This window comes from Streptomyces sp. NPDC057428 (assembly GCF_042803195.1).
Classification (GTDB): Bacteria; Actinomycetota; Actinomycetes; order Streptomycetales; family Streptomycetaceae; genus Streptomyces.
Window position 1 is genome coordinate 1 of record NZ_JBHVCT010000228.1, and the last position, 1,340, is coordinate 1,340.

Sequence of the window (1,340 nt, forward strand, 5' to 3'; positions counted from 1 at the left end):
CTAGAGACACGCCCCCACAGCGTGTCCAGACGCGTTTCCCCAGGTCACAGCACGATTCGATGCTCTAGGCACCGCGAATTATGCGGAACGCAGGTGAGGTGGCCGTTGGTGGAGTGGCGGCGGCGGGTGTTGTAGCGCGTCAGCCAGGCGAAGACGGTGCGGCGGCAGGTGGTGGCGTCGCCGTAGTCGTGGGCACCTCGGAGGGTCTCGCGTTTCAGGGAGGCGTGGAAGCTTTCGCAGGCGGCGTTGTCGGCGCTGGTGCCGACCGCCCCCATCGACCGGGTCACCCCGAGCCCGTCGCAGAGGCCGGCGTAGGCCCTGGATCCGTACTGAGCTCCGTGGTCGGAGTGGAAGACAGCGCCGTCCAGGGAACCGCGGGTGCGGGCGGCCATCCGCAACGCGTCGGAGACCAGGTCCGTGCGCATGTGGTCGGCGATGGACCAGCCGACGACCTTGCGGCTGAAGCAGTCCAGCACCGTCGCGAGATAGAGGAACTTCCCTCCCTGGAGCGGGAGATAGGTGATGTCGCCCATGAGCTTGAGTCCGGGCTCGGTGGCGGTGAAGTCCCGGCCGAACAGGTCCGGGACGGTTCCCGCGGCCGGGTCCGGAACGGTCGTGCGGACACGTCTGCGCAGGCGGACCCCGCTGATCGAGAACGTCCGCATGACCCGGGCGACCCGTTTCTCGTTGACCAGGTGGCCGTTCTCGCGCAGCTCGGCGGTCACCCGCGGGGAGCCGTAGGCGCCACCGGACTCCCCGTGGACCCGGCGGATCTGTTCGGCCAGGACCACGTCCTGGCGCTGCCGGGCGGCCCTTGCCCCGGCGCCGGCGCACCACTTGTAGTAGCTGGACCGGTTCACGTCCAGGACCTGACACAGCCGCTTCACCTCGTAGGTGGCCCGGTGGTCGTCAACGAACTGGAAGCGGCTGATCACCAGTTCGTCTCTCCGGCGAAATACTTGGCCGCCTTGCGCAGGATGTCCCGCTCGGTGGCGAGCTTGTGCTCACTCGCCTCGAGCTCGGCCACCCGCGCCTCCAGCCGCCTCACCCGCTCGTCCGGATTCTCCGACGGCACCGCCGCCGGCCCGGCGGCCGGCCTCGCGGGCGCGGCGGTGACGCCACGGCGGTCACGGTCCCGCAGCACCCACTCACGCAGGGTCGCCCGGTTGATGCCCAGGTCAGCGGCGATGCTCTTGTACGTCGCCTCGGGTGTGGACTCGTACAGGGCCACGGCACCGGCCTTGAACTCGCCCGAATAGTCCTTCATCGCCATCGGCGGTCTTCTCGCTTCCTCCGGATCAAGCAGATCCAGTATCAGCGTGTCCACCACTCAGGGGGAG

General features: G+C 69.0%; 1 protein-coding gene. It reads right to left on the reverse strand.

The features are described 5' to 3' along the window. Window positions 1-44: 44 nt before the first annotated feature. Window positions 45-1,273 (reverse strand): IS3 family transposase gene (locus tag ACFU5K_RS31920; RefSeq protein WP_384068250.1). Its coding sequence is split into 2 segments (ribosomal slippage): window positions 45-946 and window positions 946-1,273, totalling 1,230 coding nucleotides; the frame shifts between segments, so codons are not numbered across the junction. Between the last annotated feature and the right edge of the window lie 67 nt (window positions 1,274-1,340).